Below are 26,158 nucleotides of genomic sequence, written 5' to 3'. Positions count from 1 at the left end.
TTTATGCTGTACTATCTTTTAAGAAACCTTTAAGAGTTTTTCCGAGATTAAAATTACCAATTCCACCACACATAAACCTTTGATTGTTAGTCGTAATATCACTAATGGATAGTAGTTTTTTAACTATAACTGTTGCAGTTGTTTCTCCCTTTGGGTGAAATACCGCAAAAACACCTATCTATCAAAGGATAAGGAGGCAAGGCTAGGGATCAAAAAATACTAATTTAAATTACCGGTTCCCAGCTTAAAGAAGATTTGCTTAAAGTGCCGACAGGGTGATAATAGTTTGTAGTGACATAAAATAGTAGCCGGATAGACATCCAATAGTGTTGCTACTTCAGGAGCTGCTTCCAGTCCCGATTGGAGAAGCTGAATTATTTCTTTTCTTTGAACTCCTTTCGAAGGCTGTTAGTTCAAAGGGTCCTAAACATGAAAGGGGCGCTAAAAATATAGAGCCCCCTTCTTAATAAATGAGAAATTGTATTTTTCCCACTTCAAATGTACAGTTTTATGAATTTTAGGCCCAGCAAGAAAAAAGTTCGTTTTTCTGATAAGATTAAATGCACTGATTATTTTCTAAAGTCACACAAGATACCCCCACAGAGAAAAACAAAATAAAGTTTTATATTTGTTTATATCTTTATCTTGTTAGAACTATAAGATTTTAGCAAGCTGATACTATTTTTCCAATAATGCAGGTATGGCCAGAAAAGGAAGTATGTTTTTCTACAACTTTGAATCGGGTAGTTTGTAAGCTTTTATTACTTTATCACAATTTGTACGCAGAGTCTTTTTGTTATCTTTGTAAGGATAAAAATATACTATTATAACCCGTTGTGCATTTTAAATAATACTGACTTTTAAGTTATTGATATTTCGATTGAAATAGGCTTTATTGATGAATTGTACAACGGTTAAAGCCGTTATTTTAGCTAATATCCTGGTTTTAAATCCATCAAAACTCTTTGCATAATTACGTCTAATCATAAATTGGTCACATAATTGCGAAAACAGGGTCTCGATCCTCTTTCTCTGTTTTTTGAACAAATAAAATTGAGGTCTGTAATCTTTCTGATTCAGTCTTCTAGGCGTTTCTAATTCTATATTTGCATAATTGAACAAATCAATTTGAATTTCAGATGACAAATATCCTTTGTCTCCGAGTAATGTACAATCTGATAATTGCTCTTTAATATCTTTTAAATAGTGAATGTCGTGAACAGAGGCTGGACTTAAATCTATACTTTGAAAAATACCACTTATGGAACAAACCGCATGAAGTTTGTAACCATAAAAATGCATTTGCTGAGAGGCACAAAAACCTCTGTTTGGATAACAATATTCAGCATCTTTACAAATTTTCGAGGTGTGGCTTCTGGAAAGTTTGCAAACTTCTACAGGCATACTATCAATGATGAAGAACTTCTCATATTCATTAAAACTTATGGCTAGTTTCATTCGTATTTCATTAATCTTAGTAGCCAATCTACGTTTGCGCCGATTGTAGACACTTCGATCTATTTTTTGCCCAATTGTATCGGGAATATGTCGAAAAAGATGATTTTCACTATCAATACCCATAAATTCAGCGGTTAAGGCAAGACTAATCAATTCCAAATCCTTTAACTTGGGAACTCGTCTTTGATAAGACAGTAGATTCTCATTTGATATTTTTCGTAAAACTTCCAAAATCCTTTCGTAATTTGCATTCAAGTTGTTCATTGTAAATGTTTTATTGCTAATACATTTTACTGATTTTCAATCAAATGAACAACTTTTTCTCTTTTAATTCATAATGCACAACGGGTTATTATATGAGTGATGAAATTATCTATCATAAAGATTACCAGGATTGGACATTTATAGCAAATAAATAAAAGTTTACCCAAACCCAGGCTGCATTAAAAGTCAATGCAGAATTATTAACCCTGTACTGGGAAATCGGAAATTCCATCATTCAAAAGCAAAGACAAAACGGTTGGGGGAGTAAAATTATTGATCTTTTAGCATTGGATTTAGCTAAGAATTTTCCTGAAAACAAAGGGTTCTCAGTTAGGAATCTCAAATATATGCGCGCTTTTGCACAAGCATATCCAGAGTTTCCAATAGTGCAAGTACCGCTTGCACAATCGGATGCTGAATTTATGCAAGTGCCACTTGCACAAATTACATGGTATCATCATATCAGTCTGTTAACCAAAGTAAAAGATACTGCAAAAAGAGCTTTTTATATCATAGAAACTATCAAAAATGAATGGAGCCGAAATGTGATGCTGCTACAGATTCAAAGTAATTTATAATAACCCGTTCCGCTGAGCCGACCCAATACGAGGTTCTTCCTGCAAAAAAGAAAAAAAAGCGGTTTCAAAAATTATTTAATCTTCTAAGAGGTCTTTGTCCTTTATTACTGAGCTCAAAATTTTGTACTAAAAGAATATTTACCTAATCTTATATGTTAAAAGAAGCTAGAAAAATAATAAGTTCTAATTTTACAAATGAGGTTGTAGAAACAGAGATAAAGCCCTTGGAAGTCTATGGCATCAAAATAAATTCAATTAAAAAAATTCAAAAACCACTGCTATATGTTGAAAAAGAATACAACAAGGATTAAATCAATACGATATTTAACTGGATTTATATTATTTGTAAGCCTTTTGTCGGGTTGTTTTTTAAAAGAAAGCTTTCACTCAGAAAAAATAGCGTATCTCGGTCCTCCGGGGTCGTTCACTCATCTGGCAGCCAAAAAGAAGTTTTCTTCGCAAACCTTGGTTTTTCAAAACAGTATTGAAGATTGTTTTATTTCCGTGCATTCAGCAAGTGTGGAAAAAGCAATTGTACCTTTAAAAAATTCAATAGGTGGAATCGTTATCCCCACTGATAAGGCTTTGAAAGAGTTTTCCGATATTTGGGTAGAAGATTCATTGGAACTGCCTATATCTCAAAACTTAATGATTGCTCCGGGAACAGCTAATATTAAAAAAATTTATTCTCATCCACAGGCATTAAAACAATCCCGTCACTTTATAGATAGCCTTTACCCTGATATTCCCAGAATAGAATACTCCTCTACTTCCGCTGCTGCCAAATGGGTATCAGAACATCCTGAAGAACAAGGGGCTGCAATTGCCAATACAGAAGCGGCAACCTTGTACAGACTGAAAATTATTTATACAGATATTCAGGATGATAAGAATAATAAAACGAAATTTATCATTATTTCGAAAAAACATAAAAAACTTCAATAATACAGGCTAATTGGAGCGCCTAAATTTTTTAGAGCACGATTCTTATACTCTAATTTTCATGTTATGAAAAAGTAAGAAAAAATTACAGCTTAGAAATCCAGGATTGGACGAAGTCAAATTAAGCTCCAAACAGTTTGATTAAATGAGCAAAGAAGTGCTGCAAAAAAGAATACTCATTTTAAAACACTGCTTTTAATAGATTAACTGATTAAATTTAGACAGTAAATTGTAGCCGGATGACCTCAAATAATTAATCCATCACGAGCTTCTCAATATATTTACCAGTGGAAAACCATATTTTGCAAGTACTGTTTGGTTTTCCAGAATTTCAGTATGAATTGGATAAACTTTGTCATTGGTTACATCTCTTTTTATCAATCCCGTCCAAGCCAGAAATCTAATATCTCTCCCTTCTCATCTATTGGAAACAGCCAACTGTAAGTATCCGGCAAATGTAAAGCCATGCTGGATCATAAAACATAAATATCTACAGTATAAATAATAAGTAGAGATATTATTTAAAGAACATTCAAAAAATTATTTTTTCATATCCCTTTTACAACAGTCATATTATCAATAATGCTTCGTGGTTTTACAGCTAATTGCTAATAGTTTATTACGATTTCATTATGCACATGATATTATCGTAAATAAAAAAACTACAAATCATTAATTAAAAAACTACAAAGCTATAGGTTCAATAAACAACTTTTGTATTTATTTTTGCGTTATATACCAACTGTTAATAACAGTATAAAAACATTAAAAGATCATATCTCAATCTATAGCGTATTATGGTATTATCTTCTGAGTAATTGAATACTTTATAATATAAATAGTAAACAAGATTGGTATTTAGAGCTTAAACCGTGAAAATAAATATGGCTTGATATATTGAATATTCAAATATACTGGGTTAAGGACTAATTCAACAACTGATCATTACACTAAAAAAAGCAGAATAGATTTTATCTTAATTATTGATAAACAAGAAATAAGAATAAATAAAAATTTCAATACTAAAAATTACTCTTTTTGTAATATTTATCCAACTAATCGTACATCATCAAAACATTAATTCATATACAGGAGATCTACTACTTTAAAATAAACTAATGCAAACATCTTTTCTAAAAATTACCGCTGCCACCGCTGCACTCTGCTTCAGTACCCTAGCAATGGCCCAAAAAACCTATTCCGTAAGCGGAACCGTAAAAGACAAAAATAATGGTGAACTGCTCATCGGGGTTTCTGTAAAAGTAAACGAAGATCCCACCATCAACGTTGTTGCCAATGAATACGGCTTTTATTCGCTGTCGCTGCCTGAAGGAAATTACACCCTTATTATTTCCTACCCGGGATATAAAGATTTTGAACAGCAGATTACAGTAGATCAGAATATGAAGCTGGATCTTCCTCTTATGCCGCAGGAAGAAACAGCAAAGGCTATTGACGAAGTAGTTGTAACCGGTATTAAAAAGGATAAAAACTTAACTTCAGCACAAATGGGCTCGGAAACGTTAAGCATTAAAAATATAGAAAAACTTCCTGTTCTTTTTGGAGAAAAGGATGTTATGAAAACCATACAGCTTTTGCCGGGTATCAAAAGTAACGGCGAGGGAAGCAGCGGGTTCAGTGTAAGAGGAGGTGCTACCGACCAAAACCTGATCCTTCTGGACGAAGCCCCGGTTTATAATGCCTCTCACCTTCTTGGCTTTTTCAGTACATTCAACAGTGATGCCCTGAAAGATGCCAGCATTATTAAAGGAAACAGCCCAGCCCAATATGGTGGCCGCCTTTCTTCTGTACTGGATGTGAAAATGAAAGACGGAAACAACAAAGATTATAACGTTAACGGAGGAATTGGTCTTATCAGCAGCAGGCTGAGCGTGGAAGGCCCTATTCAGAAGGAAAAATCGTCGTTCATAGTTTCAGGAAGAAGAACATATGCCGATTTATTCCTTAAAACCAGTAAGGATTATAAAGACAATAAACTTTACTTTTATGATCTTAACCTGAAAGCCAATTACCAGATCAATGAAAACAACCGTATTTATCTGTCGGGATACTTCGGAAGAGATGTTCTGGGGCTGGGAGATACATTCAATACAGATTGGGGAAATACTACAGCAACCCTGAGATGGAACAGCATTATCAGCAGTAAGCTATTCTCCAATACATCATTTATTTACAGTAACTATGATTACAAAATCAGTCTGAAAAATGATGATACGGTATTTGATTTAAACTCGAAAATCCGCGACTGGAATCTTAAGCAGGACTTTACCTGGTTTGCAGGAAACAAACATTCTGTACGTTTCGGTCTGCAGTCAATTTATCATACGCTTACCCCGAGCAGTGCTTCCGGTACTACGGTGAGCAGCTTTGCAAGAAATCCGAGATACTCATGGGAGAATGCGGTTTATATCAATGATGATTATAAAGCCACTGAAAAGCTGACGATCAATTATGGGTTGCGGCTTTCCATGTTCAGTGTACTGGGAGGTGATACATTTAATACCTATGAGAATGGTGTTCTTACCGACAGTAAATTCTTGGAAAAAGGAAAATTCGGGAAAACCTATGTGAATGCTGAACCGCGTATCAGCGCCAACTACCGTATCAATGAAGTAAGCAGTGTGAAAGGAGGCTATTCCCGAAACACCCAGAATCTTCATCTCTTAAGCAACAGCAACAGTGGAAACCCTACAGATCAATGGATAGGAAGCAGCTATACAGTAAAGCCGGAAATTGCTGATCAGATCAGTGTGGGATACAGCAGAAATTTCAACAACAATAATTATGAATTGAATGCTGAGATCTACTATAAAGATATGAAAAATCAAATCGACTTCAAAAACGGGGCTCAGATTGGTTTTGATACAGGAGCCGATGTAGAAAGTGAACTGTTATTTGGAAAAGGAAGGGCATACGGTCTGGAACTTATTGCCAAGAAGAAAAGCGGAAAGCTTACAGGATGGATCTCCTACACCCTTTCCAAAACGGAAAGAAAGATCAACGGGATCAATAATAATGAATGGTATAATGCCAGAATGGATAAAACCCATGATCTTTCCATTGTTGCAACGTATCAGCTTAATCCAAAATGGACCTTCTCAGGACTTTTTGTGTACAGCACAGGAAATGCGGTTACCTTCCCTACCGGAAAATATGAATTGAACGGGCAAACCATATTCCAGTACAGCAACAGAAATGCTGACAGAATGCCGGCCTATCACAGAATGGATCTGAGTGCCACGTATGAACCCAGCTCCGGCAAAAGATTCCGCGGTTCATGGACATTTGGTATTTATAACCTCTACGGCCGTGAAAATGCTTATACCATCAATTTCGAAGACAACCCGGACCATCCCGGAACAACACGTGCTATGCAGACCTCATTATTCCGCTGGGTACCTAACATCACTTATAATTTCAAATTCTAAATCATGAAAAATACATTTTATATCATAGTATCTCTTTTTGCATTAACCTCTTGTGAAAAGGAAATCGACCTGGATCTGAATGATCAAAGCGGGAATATTGTCATTGAAGGAAATGTCACAGATCAATCAGGGCCATATACTGTAAAAATTACAAAATCTGTAGGTTTCTCAGAACCTAATCAATATCCGGCTGTTACCGGAGCCCAGGTTGTTATAAGTGATAATATGGGCCAGACTGAAACTCTTCAGTACGCAGGAAACGGGATGTATAAAACCGCTACTTTTGTGGGAGCACCCGGCAGAACTTACACGTTGAAGGTACAGGCCGAAGGAAAACAATATACCGCCCAGAGTACAATGCCTGAGGTGGTTTATTTTGACGGATTGCAGCAGAGTTCTTTCAAATTTGGTGATAAAACCACCTATACCCTCTTACCGCTTTTTACGGATCCGTTGCCGCTGGGTAACCGTTATCTTTTTAGCTTTACGATCAATGATCTTCCTAAAAAATACATGGAAACTTTTTCAGATAATGTAAACAACGGACTCCCAAATCAAGAACCTTTGATTCTTCCAGATGACGACAACAAAGGCAGAGACCACGAAGTAGTTGCAGGAGACAAAATCCATGTAGAAATGCAGTCTATCGATACCAACGTATTCACTTATTACAGTGCTTTACTTCAGATTTCAGGCGGCAATGGCGGAACGGCTACTCCTGCTAATCCTCCAAGTAATATCAGCAACGGCGCATTGGGCTACTTTTCTGCTCATACGACAGATACCGAAACTTTTGTTATTCAAGAACAGACCACTCCATAGAAAAAAAAGATCCCTAGCATATGGGATTTTGTTCATCTATTTTTCAATGCCGGTCGCTGGAAGCGTAAAAGATAGTTAGAACTACAAATTCAAGCCATTGGCTGAAAAAATATCCTATTTAGTAAAAGTTCTTTTGTTTTATACAGAACAATCATGCGTAGTGACATCACTATATTCGATCTTAAAAACTAAATTATTGTTATCTGGGACTAAAAAATCAAATATTTCTTTGTACTCCATTGGTTGTTCCTTTTTGTTTACAATTAACATTTTAGGTATAAAAAGAAGCCCACGCCGTTGTATATACTACCATGTATTAGTGAGTGCTTTTGACCTCACCCTACGGGTGTACAAGCACCCCTCGTTATTTTTTTCAGCTATCCAATGATTAATTCGATACCCGCTTTTTCTGCTTTATATTTTATCTTGGTCTGCAACTGATAATAACTCCAGTTGCGAAGCACAAATTCCTGTTCTTTTGCAATACCTATCTTATCTTCCTGATTTTTAAGAATACGTGTGCCTGCCTGCTGCTGGATGCAGAAATCGATAAGTTTAACCTGTAATGTCAAAAGATCTCAATTTGGATGTCCGGCAATTCAACTTTCGAGCATTCTATCCATCAGGTTATCAAGCTATCAAAGTAGCTAGCAGTAAGCCAATGAATAAGTGACTTTGTATTTACTGAGGACATTATTCGTCCATAATAAGTATATTTACAACTATGCAGAGTAGTGGTAAACATAAAGCCGCCAAATTAATTTAAAAGAAAATTATGACGAATAATCCATACTGGATTTTTAAAAACAACGAAATTGCAAAATCAATAATTTTAGCCAGAGAACTAAATATTTCTGAAACTGATTTTAATAAGATTCAGCATTGGTTCGATTTATTACTGCTAAAACATGAAGAAGCAACTTCCGATGTTGAGATGCAAAGGGATATTGCAGACGAATTAGAAATCCAATTTAACGAACTAATTGCATCAGAAATAGCTAGAAAGAATTATAAATATATTCTTACGAAATTATTAAACTATAATAATGTTTTCAACGATTCTTTTTTGAAATCACTTTATGTAGCAAGGATTGGTGCATTGCTTAGAGATAATTTGATACCTAAACTTGTTAAGGATAAAATGATCGTCTATTCTCCCGAAGATTTTTTACACGTTACCATTTATCTTAGAGATAACTATTTTATTTCTCCTAGCAGTAATTTTTTAGAGGACATCCTCAAAATAGAAACTGTTCGTGGTATTATTAAGGAGGCTTCTGTTAGTATTAAGCTTGAAGTTTTGAAAAATATATTGCACATAATATATCAGAAAAGCTTCCACCATGACATTATCTGCTTTAAAAAGATTCTAAAATTGGTTTCATTGGCAGATGTAGAGTTAATTGGTTATTTGAAGGGATTTCGAGTGGAGAATAAGCAGGGTTGCTATAAGATTATTAATGATATCTTGAATTTAAAGATAAGAGAAGATATATGGGATGACTTTAAAATTAAAATTCAGCTGATTAATTTCTTCGATGCGGCTAGAAGTGCTAACCCTAGCCCTGCTTGGAATAGAAAACTTCAAGAAGTATCTGTAATTATAGAAGAAAATAAACTTTTAGAGATTGTGCAGGTTGTTTTGGGAAATGACAATTTCAGGACTTATGAGGTTGATTATGGAGCAGAATGGAGCGATGATGTATCAAAGCGATTTTTGAAATCAGCGAAATGGATAAAAGAAGGAGCTACAAATTGAACAATGCATTTTCTTTTAGGTTGGGGATTGAAGGAAATTCAGTGAAACGGATGTTATTATGTTTTATCTTGAGTTGAAGATTAATTAGTGAAATTTGTAATAATCTAACTGATCCATCCATAGAAGAAATGTAATAAGTCTTCTTTAAGCTTTATGAGACTATAGACGTTAAGAGATAATTAATGAAATATTTTTTCATTAATGCCTAAATCCGTATCTATTAGATACGGATTTATTTAATTCTTACTTATTAAGCCAGTAGTGAAAAACGAAGCCCAATAAGTCTTATTATCTAAAGATAATAATTATGTGAGCTATTTTACTGTCTATGAAAACGTCTATCAATTTTAAGGCAGTCAAAACAGATTCCGAAGCACTGGAACTCCCGGCTCTGTGTAAAATAATGCAGGATTATGCTCATTAAGGTCAAGAATTCCTCATAGATTTCCTGTAACCACTTTGAAACCTTTGCAGAAGAATATCCGCTCAGCCTCGAAATTTGAGCTACAGTAAGATTGTCATAAGTTTTGAAGTAATCATTTTCTAAAATCCATGTCAGAAAATCGTTGTACGCTTTGCTCTTATCGTTGGATAACAAAATTTCCGACCATTTGGACATATTCTGAAGGCAATGTAAATACTCTCGAGTTGAAGCCTTGTGAACAAATTTTGTGACGTTCATTTCTCTTTGCCATTCATTTATGAGGTTAAAAATTGTTCAAGAGTAATTTCCTCACTTTAGTTTAAAGTCAAATAGTTCCTGTGGGTGCACATCTAGCCCTTTGGCTAGCTCTTGAATAGTAGAAATTCTAAGATCTACTTCCCCTTTTTCTATTTTACTAATATTACTATGATCTACATCACATTTTTGCGCCAACTCTCTATAACTCAAATTCAGTTTTTTTCTAAACATCTCAACTCTTTTACCAAATGCTATTCTAAATTCTAATTTATCCATCTCGGTTAACTTTGAATAGACAAAGTGATGAGATTTTAAATATTTTTTTGTAGTCGAACTAACCTACATAAGGAAATTTTTTTTTATATTTGCTAAATAGTTACAATAAAGGTAACTTTGCAATACTTCAATATTAATAATCGAAGCTATTGCTTAGATTCTCGACTAGAAAACTGGTAATTTTTATGTGTACGAGAAGATAAGTAAATTAGCTCACGACCGCGGCGTGGGCTCTCTTATCGTGCACGGGTATACCAGTACCTCTAGTCAATAAGTTGAGTTCCACGCTTTTTCTTTTGGGTAATATGTAGTTGAGTTAGCGTTTTAATGCAAAGAATTCATCTTATTGATCGAAGCAGTTCCTTCTAGCAATAATTTTACTGCTTATGAAAACAGACTCTTTGCCTCGCATGTTAAACGATCAGCAACTATATGAGCTGCTGAAAAAAGGTAACCCGACCTCTTTAGATCATATATATTTACGGTACAAAAGACTTCTCTTCTGGCTTGGCAGACAAATGCTCGACGATGACTTTGTTGTGGAAACGCTTGTTCAGGATACCTTTCTCAAACTTTGGTTACACCGTGATTCCATTGAAACCCCGAATCATATTCTTGGCTTTTTACGGTTTGTTTTAAAAAGAGATTGTATATCGTATTTCAATGCTCCGAAAAATAAATTCGCTCGCTTAATCGCTTCCCTTGAGCGTTTTGAGAATTATCAGGATTATCTAGCAGGTTACGATCCACTACATGATAAAGAGCATCTTCTTCGTCAGGAATCCGATCAAAAAGATTTTGATGAAGTTAAAAAGGTTTTAAACGTACTAGATCCCAAAAGAAAACACCTGATTGAACTTTGCCTTGAATATGGCTTTCAGTATAAACCAATAGCAGAAGCAATGGGAAGCAGTGTGACAGGAATAAGCAATGAGGTAAGCAGAGCCATAAATGATCTTCGAAAAATTCTTAGAGGAAGTCCTTTGGAACACTCACAGGAAAAAACTTTCGATAATAAAGAGCAGTCAGAAAAACTCAGTAACCGGCAGCTGGAGATTATGAAAAGAAGGGTTGACCAAAAATCTTCTTTTACTGTTATTGCACGAGAACTCAAACTTTCTGAAAAGGAAGTTCATCGGGAATTTCTATATGCATATCAATTTCTACAAAATCGAAATATCTCTCAAAGCCCTTTTTGAAATGGAAAAATCAACGATTACATTAACTAGAAAAATTCAGCTGCTGATTAATGTTCCTCCCAATGAGAAAAAGGAGATTTGGGAAAAGCTCTACCGTTATCAGAATCGGTGTTTCCGAGCGGCTAATTTAATTGTTTCCCATCTATATGTTCAGGAAATGATTAAGGATTTCTTTTACTTCACCGAAGAAATCCAATACAAGCTGGCCGATGCAACCAAAGATCAAATGGGAATATTTACACGTTCGAAAACAAACACAACGGCACGCATGATTTTTGACCGATTCAAAGGAGAGATCCCTACCGATATTCTGGGAAGCCTGAACAATACAATTCAATCTGTTTTTTCTAAGAACAAAGCCGACTACTGGCAGGGCCTAAAATCTTTGAGGAACTTTAAAAAAGATATTCCCATTCCGCTTCCGGTTAAATGCATCAGCAAAATGAAGTATGATTCTGAAAATAAAGCATTTTGCTTCAACATGTTTGCTATTCCTGTTAAAACGTATTTAGGGAGAGATTACACTGATAAGCGACTGATAATGGAACGCCTTTTAAGAGGAGAAATAAAGCTTTGTACATCACAGATCCAGCTTAAAGATGGAAAAATCTATTGGCTTGCTGCATTTGAATTTGAAAAAGAACAGCATCTTTTAAAACCCGAAATCATTGCAGAAGCTTCTCTGTCTCTGGAGCATCCTATTGCAGCAAAAATTGGCAATGTACGAATCAATATCGGCTCGAAAGAGGAGTTTTTATACCGCAGGCTTGCCATTCAGGCAAGGCAAAAGAGGATGCAATCCGGTGTAGCCTATGCCCGCTGTGGAAAAGGAGTAAAACGCAAACAAAAGGCGCTTTATAAAACAGAAAATTTGGAAAGTCGATATGTAAACCATAGGCTTCATGTATACAGCCGGACACTTATCGATTTCTGCATCAAACAACAGGCGGGCACACTTATTCTTAAAAATCAGGAAGACAAGATAGGCATTGCAAAAGAACAGGAATTTGTGCTTCGCAACTGGAGTTATTATCAGTTGCAGACCAAGATAAAATATAAAGCAGAAAAAGCGGGTATCGAATTAATCATTGGATAGTTGAAAAAAATAACGAGGGGTGCTTGTACACCCGTAGGGTGAGGTCAAAAGCACTCACTAAATACATGGTAGTATATACAACGGCGTGGGCTTCTTTTTATACCTAAAATGTTAATTGTAAACAAAAAAAGGAAACAACCAATGGAGTACAAAGAAATATTTGATTTTTTAGTCCCAGATAACAATAATTTAGTTTTTAGGATCAAATATTTCAATTGTATGCTAAATTGAATTAGTCAATACTTAATCTGACAGTTGTCAACAAATTGAATGTTCATCCGGCTACTATTGACCGCCTAATGAAATCGCATTAATCTATTAAAATGATCATAACCGGTAATTCTTAGCCTTTGGAGTTACTCTTGATAGGCAATATATTTTACTACATTTTTTTAACGTTAAAAAGAGAAGGATCACGGAATATAGTTAAAAAACTATATATTTTTAGTGATAATATGACTAGTGATCAGTGGTTTAGATGTAGTGGAAATAGTATATTTATAATATAAAAATTCTTAAAAGTTTCTTAAAAGAAATCACAAATTGAAGTTGATTCTAGAACTAAATATGGGAATCTAACATTCACTTTAAAGAGTTTTCTTAACTCTATTGAGTTAAATATTAATCATTAAATATATTACTAATGAGAAAAATGTATTTATTACCGATTTTCCTGGTTGCTCTATGTTATGGGCAGGTCGGAATTAACACCCAAACTCCTGAATCTACCTTAGATATTTGTAGGGGAATGCCACCCAAAGATAAAATAAGTTTTTTTAGGCCCAGTGACCACATAACTGTTAAAACGGCCAATTTTGGCTTCAAACCAAAAATGGAGCAAGATCTCCACTTCGTTATATGATAATATCCAAACTGGCAATAACGTATAAACCACCGAACAGAATATTCATTTATATTCATTTAATTAATTATTAGCATCATGAAAAAATTAAATTTAACTATTGCAGCGTCTTTATTTACGTTTGCTCTATCCGGGAATCTGAGTGCGCAGGATACCAATACAGACAACCACACCGTTACAATTTCTATTCCCGAAGTTGCTTTGGTAGATATTGAACCAGCAGCCACGAAAAATATTACCCTTGGCTTTACAGCTCCTACAGAAGCAGGGAACCCTGTTATCCCGGCTACCTCCAATACTACATTATGGCTTAATTATTCTTCCATCAAATCTGTTGCAGACCCTACCCGTAACGTCAGCGTAAAAATGAATGCCATTATTCCCGGTGTGGATCTTCACGTAACAGCTGCGGCAGCTACCGGATCCGGTGCAGGAACACTAGGAACCTCTGCAGGTCTATTGACATTAAGTGCCGCTGACCAGACGATCATTTCAGGAATTGGAAGTGCTTATACCGGAAACGGAGCCAATAACGGACATAATCTTACCTATGCACTTGCTGCAGGAAGCGGTCCCGGAGGCGTAGCAGCTTACGCAGATTTACAAGCAACAGCCACTGTGGTAGCTACCGTTACCTATACGATATCTGACAATTAGAATTTAAATAAATTTTATGCTGTCTTTCAAAAACAAGAAGAAGTTGTTATTCAATTTCTTCCTGCTTTTGTATTACAATTAATTTAACTCCAAACTATCCCCCATGATAAAGCGTATTCTTCTTTTGATCACCCTGATTTTGCAGTTCAGCTTTTTACATGCCGGCATTGTGATCCTCAACGGGCTTACGCATTCTTATAAAATAGAAAACGGAAAGGTTTACAAAGGAAAAGTTGCCATTGAAAACACAAGCAGCAATCCTCAGAGTGTAAAATTATTTTTACAGGATTATACCTACCATGCTGATGGAACCATCAATTATACAGCATTACGCACCAATAGCCGCAGTAACGGAGATTGGATAAAGCTCAACACCAATCTGGTTACTCTTAAAGGTAAAGAAAAGACTGAGATATTTTATGAAATAACAGTTCCCAATCAGGCAATGGATCCGGGAAGCTATTGGAGTATTATCATTGTAGAGCCTGTAGAGGAAATAAAGCCCAGTGACAAAAAACCGGGAGTGAGCATCACTTCTGTAATACGATATGCAATTCAGGTTATTACTGATTTTGAAACTGAAAGGGCAAGACCGGACCTTAAATTTGAAAGTGTAAAGGTAGAAAAACAGGAGGGCAAGCAAACGGCAAAGATCGCTATAGCCAATAATGGCAATCTATACTGTAAACCGACAGCGGTCATTGAAATTTATAACCGCAAAACGGGTGAAAAAGTAGGTACGTATTCAAGCTTAACAATGGGATTGTTACCGAACACTTCCAAAACATTTTTCATTGACATCAGTAAAGTACCACCGGATAAGTACAGAGCCGCCATAATAGCTACCGATGAAGAGGAGAATGCATTTGCACTCAATGTGGAATTAGAAGTAAAAAATGATTAAAACCTGGACATTCTTTATTATCCTGTTATTATTCCCGGCATTTATTTTTTCTCAACAGCAATCCAACCGATTGATCAGTAAAAAAGATAGTTTAATGCCGGGAATGTCAACTTCTATTCCCTTTACATTAGAAAATAATTCAGCTGAAAGCAAGACTTATGATATTTCAGTTGCTACATCAAGTCCATCCATTAATCCTATTCTGGCAAAAGGGGAATTTCAGATGGCTCCTTATGAAACATCCGTATACCTGGTTCCGCTGCGTGTTGGGGCAGAAACGGGGCAAGGCACCTATTCTGTAACATTAAACATTACTGACCGCAACGGAATATCATTTGCAAAAAGTTCAAAAATTACCGTTTCCGGAAACAGCAGTCTTTTGGTTACAGCTTTAAATACACCCGAATTTGTGAGAGCCGGAGAAACAATCAGGGCCTCTTTTCTTTTAAAAAACAATGGTAATATAACCGAAAAACTTGTGCTGGGAAGTAAAAATGCAATTGTTGATAATGAGTCATCACTGGTATTGGCTCCCAATGAATCAACAATTATTACCATTCATAAAGTAACAAGTCCTGAACTCGCCCAAAATGAATTTCAGAACCTTAATCTTTCGGTACGCTCAAAGAATAATCCCAAAGAAAATCAGGATGTTTATGCAAGTACTCAGGTTATATCAGTAAAGCCAACTGAAAACGATATTTATCACAGACTTCCTGTTGCTGTTTCATTATCTTTCATTGGCATGCAGAATCTGGGTGTTTATAATGACGGCTTTCAGGGAGAGATCTACGGTAAAGGGACACTTGATAAAGACAATAAAAATCAGATTGAATTCAGAGCGGTCACCCATAATCCGGTAGCGCTCAATACATTTACCCAGTATGAAGAATATTTTGTGAATTATAAACGGGACATTTTTTTCCTTCATCTCGGTGATAAAACCTATTCATCCTCCTATCTTACAGAATTTGCAAGATATGGCCGTGGGGCGGAAATCCGCTATGATTTTAATAAAGTGAGCTTTGGCGGATTTTATAATCACCCCAGGTTCTTCAGAGATATTAAAGATGAATTTAATATGTATTCTACCTTTAAAATCCGGAAAGAGTCTGAAATTTCTGTAGGATATCTCTATAAAACTCCAGGAAAGGAAGAAGTCAGATATGGGGATGTAAAACTTGACTCAGACGCCCATCTTCCCTATGCTAAGGGAAAATTTAAAGTTTCAAAAAATATTAACCTGTCGGGAGAATTGGCGTACAGTACTACACAGAAAACTGATGGAACAGCCTATTTATTTCAGGCTGATGCCGTTTTTAAAAAACTGAACGGAAGTTTAATGTACATGAGAGCCAGCCCTGATTTTGCCGGATACTTTACCAATACGAATACCTTTAATGGTAATATTTACTACACTATCACCAAAAAAATAAGTGTATTTGCCAATTATATGCAGGATGCTAAAAATTTCCAGAGAGATACTCTGTTGCTCGCAGCCCCTTACAGAAAATATTTTCAATATGGCGTGCAATACAGATACCTGCCCAGCGGTTTCGTTATTTTTAACAATGGCTATCAAGCCTATAAAGACCGGTTAGAACCCAAACAGTTTGATTATTATGAACGTTATTTCAAAGTGAGTATAAATCAGCAGATCGGAGTATTTCAGATAAATCTGGACGGGCAATTGGGTAAAACAGATAACTATCTGACAGGATTTAGGGGTAATTCAAGTTTTTATTCCGCAAATCTTTCCTTTCAAAAATTCAGAACATCATTTAATATTTTCGGAAGCTATGCCATCAGCTCAAGATATCAGCTCAAAAATCAGAAAAACCTTTATTACGGAGCCAGGATCTTCAGCCGGTTTTCCGACAAGACCAGCTTAAGTATTTTTTATCAGAACAATTATATGCCTGAAGAATATTTTAAAGACAGAAATCTGTTTGAACTTCTTTTTCACCAGCAATTATTTCCTGGCAATGAGCTTGATCTATCCGGACGATATTCATTGCAAAGAGGCGAAATCGGAAATAAAGATTTCATATTTTCCATGCGTTATACCTGGCGGCCCAACGTTCCGGTGCAGAAAACGGCGGAATATACTTCGTTATCGGGAAATATCAGCAACCTGGGGATAAAAAAGACCGAAGGAATAAAATTAATGCTTGGAAGTTATCTCTCCATTACGGATAAAGATGGAAATTATATGTTTAAAAATGTTATTCCTGGCAGCTATTTTCTTGAAATAGACCGTTCAACAACAGAAATCAATGACATTCCGACTCAAACTTTTCCTGCAGCTCTTTCATTAATAAATAAAGAAAATACATTTAACTTCGGACTGACAACAGCTTCGAATGTTCAGGGGCACGTCAAATTCTTAGAAACAGGAGAAAAAGATCAACCCGGTTTTGGGCAGCTGACAGCTGGGAAAGACAAGAAAAAAAGAGAAAGTATTATTGTGGAAGCTACCAATAATGATCAGACCTACCGCAAGATATGTTTCATAGGAGAAGATTTTGACTTTACCTACCTCAGACCCGGCGACTGGACCGTTAAAGTATACCGTAACGGACTGGATAAACGCTATAAAATTTCAACTGACAGGTTTCAGTTTACGTTACAGCCCGCAGAAATAAAGAAATTGAGCATCAATGTTGTTAAACAGCAGATAGAAATAAAATACCAGCAGGAATCCCTGAAAGTAGGATATAATGATATAAAAAAGAAGAAATGATTCTGATCCGTTCCATAGTATTAATAGCATTGTTTATTGCATCTGGCTCAATCTATTCCCAGACTGCGAGTACCACTGTCAGCTTGACATTACCTGTTGTAACTTTAATGGATATTGAACCTACAGGAAGTATTACTTTGAATTTCACAGCTCCCACAGAAGCCGGAAATGCTCTTGGGACTCCAACTCCCAATACTTCAAAATGGATCAACTATACCTCTGCCATTACTCCCGGAGGATTGACCAGAAAAATTACAGCTTCTGTAAATAAAACTATTGCCGGCGTCAATATAAGGCTACAGGCAGCTGCTGCTTCCGGAGCTGGAGGGGGAACATTGGGAACATCTGCAGGACAGGTTATCCTTACCACCACTCCTGTTACCATTATCAGCGGTATTGGAGGAGCGTATACCGGAAATGGAGCTAACAATGGCCATGCGCTTACGGTTTCACTGGCCACAAATACGTATGCTAATTTACAGGCACAGACTAGTACAGCTATCGTCATCACCTACACTATTACAGAATAAAATTAAAAATGAAAATCAAAAGTCCTTTTTTCAAAGAACAATTCTTAAAAAGATATCTATACATTATTGCATTAATAGTGGGTGGCCATCTTCAAGGGCAAACCATAAATATTGCAGGGACCAGCTGGACGGTCAGCGTACCTACCATTACTGAGGCTGGTACTAACTATGCGGGAACCTACGATAATCCCGGCCAGCTGGTGTTATCCGGTAATTTACCCAGTTCTTTTCTGAACATTCTCACAAGTTCAGGGGCAAGGATCAGTATGAACTATGTTCCTACTTCCTGGAACAGCGCTCTGAAGCTTTATGCAAAAAGAAGTGGAGGTACCACTAAAATTAATGGCATTTGTGTAGCTTGCAGTGCCACTATTACTGGCGGAAATGTCAATTTTGTGGAAATACCGCAAGCCGGTTCAGTAGCACTTTCAACGATTACATTTAGCGGATTATTAGGACTTGGCAACAATGTACAGTATTCAGCTATTAATGTACAATTAGAAATAGGTGGTGTTTCTGTCGCAATTCCTGCAACAACTTATAGTGCACAGATAGTTTTTACAATAGGAGCCAACTAAGCATGTGCAGATAGGGGTCAGTTAACGATTTCTGTAACAAACTAAAACGTTAAAATTTGGCTTTCTTTTATAATTTCTGCTGATTCTGTGTTATCAGAACATATAAGAGCAACAATCAAGATCACAATTATTCTAACAATGGATTGTTTCAACATCTATCACAATACCCTTAATCCCAGTAGCAGGGTTAGCTTTGATTTATCTCCAACTTTCATATTATGAAAGTTTTAAAAATTAAATAAATATTAATTGATAGTTATAAATATCCCTTTTTTTTTAAATTGACCGTTCCGGTCCTTTTTTCCAGTCCTTACGGATGCGCCTGTTTCCCTGGGCTGTTCTCAGTTTCCCTTAGATTCCTCTGCCCATATTTTTTTCATTTACAGCTTAAAATTATATTAAAAAATATATACTGTCAGATCAAATTGTGATTATATATATTATTTAATAATAAAATCAAAATAAGTGTCAGGAAATGGTTCATTAACCAAAGTAAAATGCCACCATTCTTCATTGTACTCTTTGAAGTTGTTTTCAAGCATTATCTGCTTAAGTATCTCGCGATTTGCTTTTTGTTTTTCATTAATTAATAGAGTATGTTGATGGGATATTTCTCCAAAAAAATCAAAAGGACTTCCCATATCCAATTCTTCTTTTGTCTCAAGATTTATTAAGGTTACATCTATGGTACTCCCTCTAGTATGCCCCGATTTAGAGGCAAGATAGTTTAATCTAAATAAATCGTTTTTCTTGACATGAGGATAAAATTCTGATTTTGCAATAGTGTCGCTGATATCTTTTGCCCAAATTTCAAAACTATCAACAGCTCTTTGTGGGCGATAAGCATCGAAAGCTTTTAAACCTAAGCCTTGGCTTTTCAATTGAGTCTGAACCTTGGTTAGAGCTTGTACTGCCTGATAACTCATAATTAATACAGGTCGCTCATAGCCATTAACCGGTCTGCCCGTGAAGTTATGTGGTCCGAAATAGCGTAAATCTACTATCATATCTGGAATATAGTCTTGAACATAAACAAATCCTTTAAGTAATCTTTCATTCTGACTTGCACAGGATAATAGTAAGAATAAAGTTCCATAAAATATAAAATGCTTATTAAATGTCATATCTTTAAAATTTAGCAGTTACTAATAGTAAAAAACTTGTATTGCTCAAATAGGAGGATTGTCTACAAAAGAATATTTATCTAACTGTAGAATCCACAAAAACAAGCTCAATTATACAAAAGCCCAACAATTGATACGAATTTATAGATAAGACTTCTGGAGATTTGTCTCAAGCAGTCAAAGAAACTATTGCTAAAGCTTCTGATACTAGGATTGCCGCTCTTTTTCATCAATAATCTATAAGAGAAACAGAATTATGCATAGTTTCAGATAACTGAAAATGGTGAACAAGTTCTAAGAACTAAGACCAGAAACAATGATCAATTTACTATTACAGAAGAATATCTATTAGAGTTCATTAAAGACAATGAGAACTTGGCGATTATGTTACATGAATTAAGAGTTTATTAAAAAAAATAAGCATCATAAAGTGCTATTTTTTCAAAAACTTCCTGTCCTGCGTAAGGGTTGTTAGTAATGTAATCCTCTTTTTCAGAAAACTGTTTTACTATCTTTCTTGAGTGGCTTACTTGTTATGATTGATCCAAAATTCCAAAGCTTCCAGATATAAACGTTCTGCTTTCTCGGTACATTCTATTTCGAACATAAAGCCGCTGCTTTTTCTTACTTCTTCACTTGAAATGAGCCTTCCCTCTTCTGCATCTTTTATGCCTTCTAAAACAGATTGTTTTATCTCTTCAGAAATTATAATTTCTTCCTGGCTTTTAAAACTGATTTTCATCTCTTCTAAAAAAGCTTCAATAACGGAGAATTGTTTTGGATTATCCGGATAAATAACAATACTTTTCATAATAAGATTATTTCAAAAATAAATATTTCGAACAAACATATCGCAAAATATTTTTATTTTGCAATACTCTTTTGCAACTGTAAAATTCATGATTCCCGAATATTCTCAATCTTGTTGAAAAAAAGGAATCGTTTGTGCAAAAATAATTTGACATAGGGATTTAAGAAAATATACCTTTTTTAAAAAAATAGATCGTTCCGGTCTTTTTTTCCATTCCTTACGGAATGTTCATACTTACCATCTAACCGGAAATACCACTGCTCATCCCTAAACAGACCATGATCCTCAGTATTTTTTTTCTATAATGCATAGTAATGATGTTAAATAGATTATCAGTTTTTTAAATGGTTTCTTTTTGTTCTTTTTTTCTTCTGTCTTATGCTATTTTTGGTGGGGGCGCCGTGCTGCCTGCCAGGTAAAAAATGTTTGTATAAATTTCTAACCACCTAAAAAATATAATTCCCGGCAGCAGCAACGGACTATGCTCCCTTATGCTTTACAGCCCCTACCAGTCTTTTCTAATATCTTCAATGGCTAAATAAAGCTGATATTCATGCTGTTCTCTTATTCCACAGTTTCAGTCCCTCGGGTCTGCTAAATTCTGAGTAAACGAAGTTCCTTATGCTCAAAGAAAGGAATTACCTGATCATTAAGCATGACAGGCAGCAATAAGAACATTTTACGGTCATATAGCTTTCTCTAATGCTTAAAGTTGAGATTCGGTAAGAACGATACCATCTTGGCAGATTTTGCTTCGATCGCTTTAATCTTAGTTTAAACGTATGTAAATCGTTTCTTAGCCATATGCTTCTAACTCCGCCTGAAGATATAATAAAGCCAGCCCATTCTTACTATTAGCTGTCCTAACTATTGAACAAATAAGTTATTTACCTCCAAATATATTAGCCAGGAAACCGCCTAAGCCACTACCGCCTTGCTGTCCGTTTCCACTTCCACCACCCAATACACTTCCCAGTATATCAGTTAATGGATTTCCCGAGGATTGGGAGCCACCTCCCATAACACTTCTGAGAATATCATTGATAGGATGAGATGCTTGATCCTGAGCCTGATTTGATGCATTTCCAAGGATTCCTCCTAACAGATCTCCCAGACCGCTTGCACCTACATTATTTTGCTGTTTTTGCTGACCGATGTACCCCATGACCACAGGAGCAAGCATTCCAAGAGCAGGGCCTATCTTATCTGCTGAAATTCCTGTGTTTTGTGACAGTTGGCTTTCAACATCACTTCTTTGTCCGCCGAAGATATGATCAAGAATAGATCCACCTTCAGCCTGTCTTGCTTCAGCCTGAGATGCATCATTTAATATACTTCCTGTATGGTCTTTGTCTAAAGCGTTGTTTAAAGCTTCTGCTTCTTTTGTATCCTTGGATTTATTTCTAAGATGAGAAATAATAAGAGGAGTTGCTACTGCTAACAAGGCGATCACCTGGTTTTTGCTGATCCCGAATTTATTTCCAGCTTGTTCAGCTACCTGATTGCCTGTGTTTCCTGTAAGTAAATCAATTAAACTCATTGTATATATATTTAGGTATTAGTATATTGAAATTATCAAAAAAAGCGCTTAAAAATCCGCTGTTTTTAGAATTGTGTTAATAAACAAATATAACCACATTTCACTGATTACCTTATAAACAAAGTATAGTATTACATCTAATGTATTGTGATTTTATTACTACAATAAATGTATTACAAATCTTGTCTTTCGTGGTTTTCTCCTGAGTAAGAGCTTTGAGATAAATTCCAAACATTTCCCTATAATCTTTCAAAACGCTTTCCTGAAGTCTCCTTTCCAATTCCCAAGCTCTCTTTTGCCGATCGTTCTGAGCTTTTTCCTTGCCATTCCAGCATTCTTCTGTCTTTTTTTGGGATGATGTCCCAAAATAAGCAGACCGTAACAGTTGTTTGCTTACTCTTTTTGCAGCTTTGTCTTTGGACAACACCTTCTTTACAACGCTCTCATCACTTTCTTTAAATATTTCTTTCAGCATAAGCATTCCTGCTATTTTACGAATCACAATACAGGGTCTTCCTTCCCTGGAAAATAAACCTTCGAACTCAGCTTCTATTTTATCAAAAATATTGTTGATTCAAAATCAAGTCTTTACCATTTCGCATATTGGCTTTTTTTTGGTATAAACCTCATCCGAAAAACTACATCACAGCATTTTTATTATCATAATAAGACCTTAAATCCGGTACTCGTACCGGATTCTATTATTGTTCTCAAATTTTCAAAAATAACCGGTAAAAAGGCAGCTAAGGTATTGTTGTCAGCCGCCGACCTATGCCAACAAAAGACTACGGCATAAACGGTTTCCTCCCTAAAGGTACCTACCAATTATTCCGTTTCCTTTTGTTTTCTACTATTGACAACACTTCATATCTGCTTTCTTTTTTCCGGTTTTCTTTTGAAAAATATTGGTTAAATCCTGAGATGACTTGAGAGGAATGGGAAGACAAAAGATTGAAATAGCTTTTAACCTAAAAAACAGGTACATAATAGTTCAATAATGTTTTAAATAAAGGCTGTTTAACTTAAGTACGGGAAATAAAAGGCTCTGCCGTACTCAGAGCAATAACAATGAAATATAATATAGTAAATGAGGTCAAATTGATCTATACAAGAAAAGGAAATACCGAAAAAAAAGTACTGAACTCTCAGGATGCTACAGATATTTTCCGGGAACATTTTGATGCAGATCAGATCGATTACAAAGAGTCGTTTTATTCAATGTATATGAATCAAGCTAATAGGGTTTTAGGAATACAAAAAATTTCAGAATCTGGAATTACCTCTTCTCTCGTTGATATCAGAATCATCATGCAGGGGGCTTTATTATGTAATGCCGTGTCATTTATCATAGCTCACAACCACCCTTCCGGAAACCTGACACCTTCACGTGAGGACATAAATATTACACAAAAAATAAAGGAGGCTGCCCAACTATTAAACATTAACTTACTGGATCATTGTATAATAACTTCAATGGGCTCCTTCTCTTTCTCCGATGAAGGGATATTATAAGAATCTTAACTTTCTGAAAAAATGAGGCTGTCCAAAAAGGTCAGCCTCTTTATTTTGTTTTGAGACTGCGTATAGTTATGCAGCAATTTTATACTTTTGGATTTCCATATACTTATGGAAAAGATGCATATGTTGTTTGCATTTAAGTGTATTTAGCCAATTTTTACGGTTAAGTTTTCTGTTTTTCACTAATTTTCTAAGATTATGTGCCAATGCCATTAATCCAAATTCAATATTTACTTTTTCAAGTCCTTTTAGAGTAAATCTTGAAAATTTATTATTGCTTTTTAATTGCCCGAATACAGCTTCTACTTCTATAGGCCGTTTACTTCTGTGGTAATGCCCTTTTTCAGATATCAGCCTTTGCCTGGCTTTCATTCTGTGATGGTTCAGATTATAATTCACTTCGATTAATCGATTATCCTGGCTTTGATGGCAGCTTTCTCTAAGAGGACAACCCTGACATCTGAAAGCCTGATAATAATGTACCTGAGATTCATATCCGTTACTGCTGATCCTTTTGCCTTTACCGATAAAGTTCATTTGCTGTCCGCAGGGACATACATAGAAGTTATTTTCCTCATTATAATATAAGTTCTGTACAGCAAACGCATTGTTCTTCTCACTGCGCTTCTGTTCTTTATGAAAATTATTATATTTTACATAGCCCTCTATAGCTTTTTCTGCCATCATTTCGTAATTCTCTTCACTTCCATATCCGGCATCTGCTACTACCTCTTTACTTTGTTTGTGGTACTGATTTTCAAAGCCGTTAAGATGATCCTTCAATGTAGTGGTATCTCCAGGAGTCTGATGAATGCTGTAATGGGTGATAAACTGGTTTTCAGTACTGATCTGTGCATTATAGGCTGGCTTAAGCTGCCCATTTTTCATATGGTCGTCTTTGAGCCGCATGAAGCAGGCGTCGGGATCTGTCTTACTATAACTGTTGCGGCCTGAGAGTATTTTTAATTGATCTTCATACTTCTGTAATCTGGGCAGGTCCTGATGCTGAAGCTTTTTAATGAGCTTCTTACCGGTTTTATTGTCCTGTGCCACAGAGTGATTAAGTTCTGCTATTTTATCCTGAAGCTCTCTGCTGTCAATAGATTTTGGAAGGGGCTTTTCATGGGATTCATAACGCTCTTCTTTGATTTGGGATTCAATATCTTCAAGTACGGAATGAATTTGAGCTTCCAGTTTTAATTTATTCTTTTCTACAGATTTTTTCCATACAAAGCTGTATCGGTTGGCAGATGATTCTATTTTTGTACCATCTATATATTGAACATTTAAACTTACGTAACCCAAATTCTGCAAAACAACGGTAACATCTGCAAAAAGACGGTGAATATGGTTTTTAAGCCGTTTGCTCCTAAAGTAATTGATAGTTCTGTAATCAGGCTTACTGTTGCCGGAAAGCCACATGAAATGAATATTTTCTCCAAGTGCCTTTTCTATTTTACGGCATGAATAAATATTGTTGAAATAGGCATAGAATAAAACTTTGATCATCATCCGGGGGTGAAAACTTGTCGTTCCACCGCCTTTATATTCACTTATAATATGATCGATATTCAAGTTATCCACTAATTCATTGATAAGACGTACCGGATGATTAGCACCTATCTTATCAAAAATATCTTCAGGAAATAAGCTGGGAGTATTGGTGGGTAAAGATTTAAACCGTACTTTCATATCAATGTTTGTTTGGGTGCACCTTAAAGATAAATCTTAAAGGACAAACAACAAAAAAATCCCCGAAACTTTTTTAAGTAACGGGGATATTTTTTTGGACTTTTTAGACAGCCTCGTGGCTCCGCGAAAAGATGATTGCCCTTCAATGGTCAACCATCTTTTCGCAGTATTAAACAACACTTCTCCGCTTTATCAAAATTTATATGCTAAAGAGACTGGATTTATCCGTTTCCTTTCTTGTTGTTAAACTGAAATTCAATTTTCTTCTCATTTCCAAAACTGTCGGAGATCCATACCGCAAATGATTGTGAAACTTCAGAGGCTGAAGTATAATATAGTCTGAACTCTTTCTCATAAAGCGGATAGGTATCATTGGGAAAATAAGGTTGCGTATTGTAATACTGCAGCTTTCCTGTTCCTTCAAACTGAAAATATCGAAGATAATATTTCGTGTCTAAAAAATTACCTTCAGGAAGAATTGTAATACGTATTTCCACATATGCATCTTTAGCGATCTCCTTAGGAACTGGCATAACCGACACCTCAAAAGGAAAATTCTGCCGAATTTCCAAATCATCTTTCTCACATGATTGTACAAGTAATCCGACCATAACTGGTATGAGGAAACACTTGAATAGTATTCTAATTTTATTATTAATTATATTTTTCATTTT

23 protein-coding genes and 3 pseudogenes are annotated in these 26,158 nt (G+C 35.6%); 14 read left to right on the top strand and 12 right to left on the bottom strand.

Translation table 11 applies throughout. From position 1 onward, the window contains the following. Positions 1-843 precede the first annotated feature (843 nt). Positions 844-1,722: an IS982 family transposase gene (locus tag ACP3T3_RS01325; RefSeq protein WP_426477685.1), complete on the bottom strand. Its 879-nt coding sequence runs from the start codon at positions 1,720-1,722 to the stop codon at positions 844-846. Positions 1,723-1,928: 206 nt separating this feature from the next. Between ACP3T3_RS01325 and ACP3T3_RS01320 the strand changes: the two genes are divergently transcribed. The 5 genes from ACP3T3_RS01320 (at position 1,929) to ACP3T3_RS01300 (ending at position 7,513) form a co-directional block, all read left to right on the top strand. Continuing rightward, complete coding sequence (locus tag ACP3T3_RS01320; protein ID WP_426480016.1) at positions 1,929-2,300, top strand: DUF1016 N-terminal domain-containing protein; 372 nt, start codon at positions 1,929-1,931, stop codon at positions 2,298-2,300. A gap of 152 nt (positions 2,301-2,452) precedes the next feature. After that, a complete protein-coding gene (locus tag ACP3T3_RS01315; RefSeq protein ID WP_426478148.1) occupies positions 2,453-2,611 on the top strand; it encodes a hypothetical protein in 159 nt (52 codons plus the stop codon). After that, positions 2,583-3,245, top strand: coding sequence for a prephenate dehydratase (locus tag ACP3T3_RS01310; protein ID WP_426478147.1), 663 nt, complete (start codon positions 2,583-2,585; stop codon positions 3,243-3,245). The genes ACP3T3_RS01315 and ACP3T3_RS01310 overlap by 29 nt, the downstream gene beginning before the upstream one ends. A gap of 1,115 nt (positions 3,246-4,360) precedes the next feature. Beyond that, positions 4,361-6,691 (top strand): TonB-dependent receptor, encoded by a 2,331-nt coding sequence (locus ACP3T3_RS01305; RefSeq protein WP_426478146.1) that lies wholly within the window; start codon positions 4,361-4,363, stop codon positions 6,689-6,691. A 3-nt stretch (positions 6,692-6,694) separates the two neighbouring features. Beyond that, a complete protein-coding gene (locus tag ACP3T3_RS01300) occupies positions 6,695-7,513 on the top strand; it encodes a DUF4249 domain-containing protein (protein WP_426478145.1) in 819 nt (272 codons plus the stop codon). A gap of 377 nt (positions 7,514-7,890) precedes the next feature. On the opposite strand, the pseudogene ACP3T3_RS01295 reads toward ACP3T3_RS01300, so the two are convergent. Then, positions 7,891-8,070 (bottom strand): annotated as a pseudogene (locus tag ACP3T3_RS01295) (hypothetical protein); the annotation flags it as partial. 218 nt (positions 8,071-8,288) lie between these two features. On the opposite strand from ACP3T3_RS01295, the gene ACP3T3_RS01290 reads away from it, so the two are divergent. Continuing rightward, positions 8,289-9,272, top strand: a complete 984-nt coding sequence (locus ACP3T3_RS01290; protein WP_426478144.1) for a hypothetical protein — start codon at positions 8,289-8,291, stop codon at positions 9,270-9,272. Positions 9,273-9,591: 319 nt separating this feature from the next. On the opposite strand, the gene ACP3T3_RS01285 is transcribed toward ACP3T3_RS01290, so the two are convergent. Beyond that, a complete protein-coding gene (locus tag ACP3T3_RS01285; protein ID WP_426478143.1) occupies positions 9,592-9,891 on the bottom strand; it encodes a hypothetical protein in 300 nt (99 codons plus the stop codon). Between the two features lie 114 nt (positions 9,892-10,005). Beyond that, a complete protein-coding gene (locus tag ACP3T3_RS01280; protein WP_426478142.1) occupies positions 10,006-10,230 on the bottom strand; it encodes a helix-turn-helix domain-containing protein in 225 nt (74 codons plus the stop codon). Between the two features lie 386 nt (positions 10,231-10,616). On the opposite strand from ACP3T3_RS01280, the gene ACP3T3_RS01275 reads away from it, so the two are divergent. From ACP3T3_RS01275 to ACP3T3_RS01245, 7 genes are all read left to right on the top strand, one after another. Continuing rightward, complete coding sequence (locus tag ACP3T3_RS01275; protein ID WP_426478141.1) at positions 10,617-11,429, top strand: RNA polymerase sigma factor; 813 nt, start codon at positions 10,617-10,619, stop codon at positions 11,427-11,429. A 1-nt stretch (position 11,430) separates the two neighbouring features. Next, positions 11,431-12,525, top strand: a complete 1,095-nt coding sequence (locus ACP3T3_RS01270) for a hypothetical protein (protein WP_426478140.1) — start codon at positions 11,431-11,433, stop codon at positions 12,523-12,525. Between the two features lie 940 nt (positions 12,526-13,465). Then, on the top strand, positions 13,466-14,044 hold the full coding sequence (locus ACP3T3_RS01265; RefSeq protein ID WP_426478139.1) for a hypothetical protein: 579 nt from the start codon (positions 13,466-13,468) through the stop codon (positions 14,042-14,044). Positions 14,045-14,147: 103 nt separating this feature from the next. Beyond that, complete coding sequence (locus ACP3T3_RS01260) at positions 14,148-14,948, top strand: WxL protein host-binding domain-containing protein (RefSeq protein ID WP_426478138.1); 801 nt, start codon at positions 14,148-14,150, stop codon at positions 14,946-14,948. Further along, positions 14,941-17,691 (top strand): hypothetical protein, encoded by a 2,751-nt coding sequence (locus tag ACP3T3_RS01255; RefSeq protein WP_426478137.1) that lies wholly within the window; start codon positions 14,941-14,943, stop codon positions 17,689-17,691. Before ACP3T3_RS01260 ends, ACP3T3_RS01255 begins: the two co-directional genes overlap by 8 nt. Then, entirely contained in the window at positions 17,688-18,221 is a 534-nt protein-coding gene (locus ACP3T3_RS01250; RefSeq protein WP_426478136.1) for a hypothetical protein, read from the top strand. Before ACP3T3_RS01255 ends, ACP3T3_RS01250 begins: the two co-directional genes overlap by 4 nt. 8 nt (positions 18,222-18,229) lie before the next feature. Further along, positions 18,230-18,799 (top strand): hypothetical protein, encoded by a 570-nt coding sequence (locus ACP3T3_RS01245; protein WP_426478135.1) that lies wholly within the window; start codon positions 18,230-18,232, stop codon positions 18,797-18,799. Positions 18,800-19,239: 440 nt separating this feature from the next. On the opposite strand, the gene ACP3T3_RS01240 is transcribed toward ACP3T3_RS01245, so the two are convergent. The 6 genes and pseudogenes from ACP3T3_RS01240 to ACP3T3_RS01215 all read right to left on the bottom strand — a co-directional run bounded on the left by ACP3T3_RS01240 (position 19,240) and on the right by ACP3T3_RS01215 (position 22,749). Further along, the gene (locus ACP3T3_RS01240) at positions 19,240-19,923 is read right to left on the bottom strand and encodes a M15 family metallopeptidase (RefSeq protein ID WP_426478134.1); all 684 of its coding nucleotides are present in this window, start codon (positions 19,921-19,923) and stop codon (positions 19,240-19,242) included. Positions 19,924-20,449: 526 nt separating this feature from the next. Then, complete coding sequence (locus tag ACP3T3_RS01235) at positions 20,450-20,734, bottom strand: hypothetical protein (protein ID WP_426478133.1); 285 nt, start codon at positions 20,732-20,734, stop codon at positions 20,450-20,452. Between the two features lie 520 nt (positions 20,735-21,254). Further along, a pseudogene (locus ACP3T3_RS01230) lies at positions 21,255-21,391 on the bottom strand (IS481 family transposase); the annotation flags it as partial. Between the two features lie 52 nt (positions 21,392-21,443). After that, positions 21,444-21,576 (bottom strand): annotated as a pseudogene (locus tag ACP3T3_RS01225) (IS481 family transposase); the annotation flags it as partial. Positions 21,577-21,617: 41 nt separating this feature from the next. Next, positions 21,618-22,274 (bottom strand): DUF937 domain-containing protein, encoded by a 657-nt coding sequence (locus ACP3T3_RS01220; RefSeq protein WP_426478132.1) that lies wholly within the window; start codon positions 22,272-22,274, stop codon positions 21,618-21,620. A 112-nt stretch (positions 22,275-22,386) separates the two neighbouring features. Further along, positions 22,387-22,749 (bottom strand): hypothetical protein, encoded by a 363-nt coding sequence (locus ACP3T3_RS01215; RefSeq protein ID WP_426478131.1) that lies wholly within the window; start codon positions 22,747-22,749, stop codon positions 22,387-22,389. Between the two features lie 593 nt (positions 22,750-23,342). On the opposite strand from ACP3T3_RS01215, the gene ACP3T3_RS01210 reads away from it, so the two are divergent. After that, the gene (locus tag ACP3T3_RS01210) at positions 23,343-23,786 is read left to right on the top strand and encodes a JAB domain-containing protein (RefSeq protein WP_426478130.1); all 444 of its coding nucleotides are present in this window, start codon (positions 23,343-23,345) and stop codon (positions 23,784-23,786) included. Positions 23,787-23,861: 75 nt separating this feature from the next. Here the strand turns inward: ACP3T3_RS01210 and ACP3T3_RS01205 are convergent, their stop codons facing one another. Together ACP3T3_RS01205 and ACP3T3_RS01200 are read right to left on the bottom strand one after the other, a co-directional pair. Then, positions 23,862-25,484, bottom strand: coding sequence for an IS1182 family transposase (locus ACP3T3_RS01205; RefSeq protein ID WP_426478129.1), 1,623 nt, complete (start codon positions 25,482-25,484; stop codon positions 23,862-23,864). A 221-nt stretch (positions 25,485-25,705) separates the two neighbouring features. Continuing rightward, complete coding sequence (locus ACP3T3_RS01200) at positions 25,706-26,155, bottom strand: DUF3872 domain-containing protein (protein WP_426478128.1); 450 nt, start codon at positions 26,153-26,155, stop codon at positions 25,706-25,708. Positions 26,156-26,158 lie beyond the last annotated feature (3 nt).

It is taken from the genome of Chryseobacterium sp. CBSDS_008 (genome assembly GCF_049959325.1).
Lineage (GTDB): Bacteria > Bacteroidota > Bacteroidia > Flavobacteriales > Weeksellaceae > Chryseobacterium.
Note: the sequence above shows the minus strand (reverse complement) of the source record. Positions and strands in the feature narration are given on the sequence as shown.

Excerpts from the sequence above, each read along its gene's own strand:
- ACP3T3_RS01300 (WP_426478145.1), top strand. The coding sequence starts at position 6,695 with ATGAAAAATACATTTTATATCATAGTATCTCTTTTTGCATTAACCTCT.
- ACP3T3_RS01325 (WP_426477685.1), bottom strand. The coding sequence starts at position 1,722 with ATGAACAACTTGAATGCAAATTACGAAAGGATTTTGGAAGTTTTACGA.
- ACP3T3_RS01305 (WP_426478146.1), top strand. The coding sequence starts at position 4,361 with ATGCAAACATCTTTTCTAAAAATTACCGCTGCCACCGCTGCACTCTGC.
- ACP3T3_RS01260 (WP_426478138.1), top strand. The coding sequence starts at position 14,148 with ATGATAAAGCGTATTCTTCTTTTGATCACCCTGATTTTGCAGTTCAGC.
- ACP3T3_RS01250 (WP_426478136.1), top strand. The coding sequence starts at position 17,688 with ATGATTCTGATCCGTTCCATAGTATTAATAGCATTGTTTATTGCATCT.
- ACP3T3_RS01280 (WP_426478142.1), bottom strand. The coding sequence starts at position 10,230 with ATGGATAAATTAGAATTTAGAATAGCATTTGGTAAAAGAGTTGAGATG.
- ACP3T3_RS01265 (WP_426478139.1), top strand. The coding sequence starts at position 13,466 with ATGAAAAAATTAAATTTAACTATTGCAGCGTCTTTATTTACGTTTGCT.
- ACP3T3_RS01215 (WP_426478131.1), bottom strand. The coding sequence starts at position 22,749 with ATGCTGAAAGAAATATTTAAAGAAAGTGATGAGAGCGTTGTAAAGAAG.
- ACP3T3_RS01310 (WP_426478147.1), top strand. The coding sequence starts at position 2,583 with ATGTTGAAAAAGAATACAACAAGGATTAAATCAATACGATATTTAACT.
- ACP3T3_RS01235 (WP_426478133.1), bottom strand. The coding sequence starts at position 20,734 with ATGAAAAGTATTGTTATTTATCCGGATAATCCAAAACAATTCTCCGTT.
- ACP3T3_RS01220 (WP_426478132.1), bottom strand. The coding sequence starts at position 22,274 with ATGAGTTTAATTGATTTACTTACAGGAAACACAGGCAATCAGGTAGCT.
- ACP3T3_RS01270 (WP_426478140.1), top strand. The coding sequence starts at position 11,431 with ATGGAAAAATCAACGATTACATTAACTAGAAAAATTCAGCTGCTGATT.
- ACP3T3_RS01210 (WP_426478130.1), top strand. The coding sequence starts at position 23,343 with ATGAAATATAATATAGTAAATGAGGTCAAATTGATCTATACAAGAAAA.
- ACP3T3_RS01255 (WP_426478137.1), top strand. The coding sequence starts at position 14,941 with ATGATTAAAACCTGGACATTCTTTATTATCCTGTTATTATTCCCGGCA.
- ACP3T3_RS01315 (WP_426478148.1), top strand. The coding sequence starts at position 2,453 with ATGTTAAAAGAAGCTAGAAAAATAATAAGTTCTAATTTTACAAATGAG.
- ACP3T3_RS01285 (WP_426478143.1), bottom strand. The coding sequence starts at position 9,891 with ATGTCCAAATGGTCGGAAATTTTGTTATCCAACGATAAGAGCAAAGCG.
- ACP3T3_RS01245 (WP_426478135.1), top strand. The coding sequence starts at position 18,230 with ATGAAAATCAAAAGTCCTTTTTTCAAAGAACAATTCTTAAAAAGATAT.
- ACP3T3_RS01200 (WP_426478128.1), bottom strand. The coding sequence starts at position 26,155 with ATGAAAAATATAATTAATAATAAAATTAGAATACTATTCAAGTGTTTC.
- ACP3T3_RS01205 (WP_426478129.1), bottom strand. The coding sequence starts at position 25,484 with ATGAAAGTACGGTTTAAATCTTTACCCACCAATACTCCCAGCTTATTT.
- ACP3T3_RS01290 (WP_426478144.1), top strand. The coding sequence starts at position 8,289 with ATGACGAATAATCCATACTGGATTTTTAAAAACAACGAAATTGCAAAA.
- ACP3T3_RS01240 (WP_426478134.1), bottom strand. The coding sequence starts at position 19,923 with ATGACATTTAATAAGCATTTTATATTTTATGGAACTTTATTCTTACTA.
- ACP3T3_RS01275 (WP_426478141.1), top strand. The coding sequence starts at position 10,617 with ATGAAAACAGACTCTTTGCCTCGCATGTTAAACGATCAGCAACTATAT.